Source organism: Pseudomonas cedrina subsp. cedrina, from assembly GCF_001983175.1.
Lineage (GTDB): Bacteria > Pseudomonadota > Gammaproteobacteria > Pseudomonadales > Pseudomonadaceae > Aquipseudomonas > Aquipseudomonas cedrina.
The window spans coordinates 1-2,158 of sequence record NZ_MNPW01000035.1 but is presented as its reverse complement, the minus strand read 5'-3'; the positions used below and the strand labels follow the sequence as shown (position 1 = coordinate 2,158).

General features: G+C 59.1%; 1 protein-coding gene and 1 pseudogene. Both read right to left on the bottom strand.

Annotation, left to right across the window (positions count from 1 at the left end; all coding sequences use genetic code 11):
* Positions 1 to 12: 12 nt before the first annotated feature.
* Positions 13 to 1,226: pseudogene (locus tag BLL36_RS29845) on the bottom strand (NtaA/DmoA family FMN-dependent monooxygenase).
* Between the two features lie 142 nt (positions 1,227 to 1,368).
* On the bottom strand, positions 1,369 to 2,158 hold a 790-nt coding region (locus tag BLL36_RS29840), incomplete at its 5' end, for a TorF family putative porin (protein ID WP_165448129.1).

Sequence of the window (2,158 nt, the reverse complement as noted above, 5' to 3'; positions counted from 1 at the left end):
CCCGTCACCTCATCATTGCGGACGCGCCGACGGACGTGGAATCCCCAGGTCCTCACGAAAGCTCGTCCCCTGGTAGTCCTGGCGGAACACACCGCGACGCTGCAACTCAGGCACCACCTCATCGACCAGAATTTCCAGCGAGCCTGAGGCGTCCGCAAACGAGATGTTGAACCCATCGGCCGCTTCGTTGACCACATAGTTTTCGATGTGGTCGGCCGCGGCCTGGGCCGACATGGCCACCGCATCGAACCGCATCGCCATCAGCGAGAGCTGGCGAACCGTCAGGTTCTGCTCCCTGGCCATCCCCAGGTAATAGTCCTGCATGGTCTTCGACCAGGACTGGGTCTGCGGAATCTCCGGCACCGGGCCATCCAGGTCATGCGGCGCGAGGTCGTAATCGATCAGGCCCTTCAAGCGTTCGATGCCGATTTGCGGGTCCGCCAATGCGTCAATCTGCGCCAGTTTGGCATCGGCTTCTTCCTGCGTATGGCCGAGGACAATCCCCAACGAGGGCAGCACCTTGATATGGTCGGGGTCACGGCCGTTGGCAGCCGCCATGCTCTTGATTTCTTTGTACAGCGCCTTCGACGCCTCGAGATCCAACCCATAGGTGAACAGGATTTCCGCGACACGGGTGGCAAACGCCAGCCCGGCCGGCGAAGAGCCCGCCTGGCAGATCACCGGATGCCCTTGTGGCGGACGGCTGATATTGAGCGGGCCCTCCACCTGGTAGAACTCACCTTTGTGGTTCAGGCTCTTGATTTTTTCCGGATCAAAGAAGCGCCCGCCGGCCTTGTCATACAGGAAGGCGTCATCCTCGAGACCGTCCCACAAGCCCGCGACCACGTCGTAGAATTCGGACGCGCGTTTGTAGCGATCATCCCGGCCCGGTTGGAAACCATTGAAGTTGGCACCGGCTTCGCCCGTCGAGGTGACGATGTTCCAGCCCGCCCACCGGACAGGTGGTCCAGCGAGGCGAACATCCGCGCGATATTGAAGGGTTCGCTGTAAGTCGTGCTGGCCGTCAGCGCCAGCCCGATGTGCTGGGTGGCCATGGCCAGCGCGGTACACAGCGTGAACGGTTCGAATCGCGCCACGTTGGAGGTGAGCGACAGCACTTGCGGGTCCTTCTCCAGCGCATACGCCAGGCTATCGGCCAGGAAGAAGGCGTGCAGTTTCCCGCGCTCCGCCGTTTGCGCCAGGTACTTGATGTGTTGGAAGTCCATCGCAGGATCTTTGGGCGCGTCCGGATGACGCCAGGCACCCGGGTGCATCCCGCCCCATGCATCATAGATAACCGACAGAATTGCCTCACGTTTAGCCACGATCGTTACTCCTCATTGCGCCGCTATTGCTTAAGCGCTGATATCAAAAAGTGATGCTGACACCCGCCGTCACCGTTTCATCGCACCAGTCGGTGCCCCCTGATACATACGCGCAGTCCTGGCCTCGTACGTTGGTGTTGGTGTACTTCACGTCAAAGATAATATTGCTGTAGGTGACACCAAAACCGGTACCCCAGTGGTTGTAATCGGGCAAATTAAAGCCCTGGATTTCGCCGGTCTTCTGGTGAGCGAACTCGGCCGTCACGTAAGGCGTCACCCCACCCATCGAAAAATCGCTCAACACGTAGTTCAAGGTGATCGGCGTATAGATCCCGGTGGCCGTGGTCCCGCCCCAATGCTGGGTGTAGAACGCACCCGCCGAGAGCGTCAGGCTGCCTTGCCGATAGGTCGGCATGATGTAGAACTCGCCTGACTCCATGCTCATGTACTTGCGGTTTTCATGCGGGTAAAACGTGTAGTAACCGCCGATATCGATAATGAACGGACCCCACGCCGGGCGAATGCCCGCCGCCACGTTGTATTCGATCGGTGGATCACTCAACCCCAGCTCGCTCGGATAACTGACCGTCGAGCCGTACAGGTTCATGTAATAAAAATTATCGTAGGACACCTCGCCAAAGAACTGAAACGCAGGTTTCCCGTCACTCCCTGATATACCGCGACTGATGTAATCGGACACCACGCCGACACCGTAGAATCCACTAAAGCCCGATACGGCTCCCTCTTCCTTAGCGCTCGGCGCTGCACTAAACAGACCGGGATCAACTGCGGCGACTGTCTCCTCAGCACTGGGCGATCCGCAGAAAAACAGC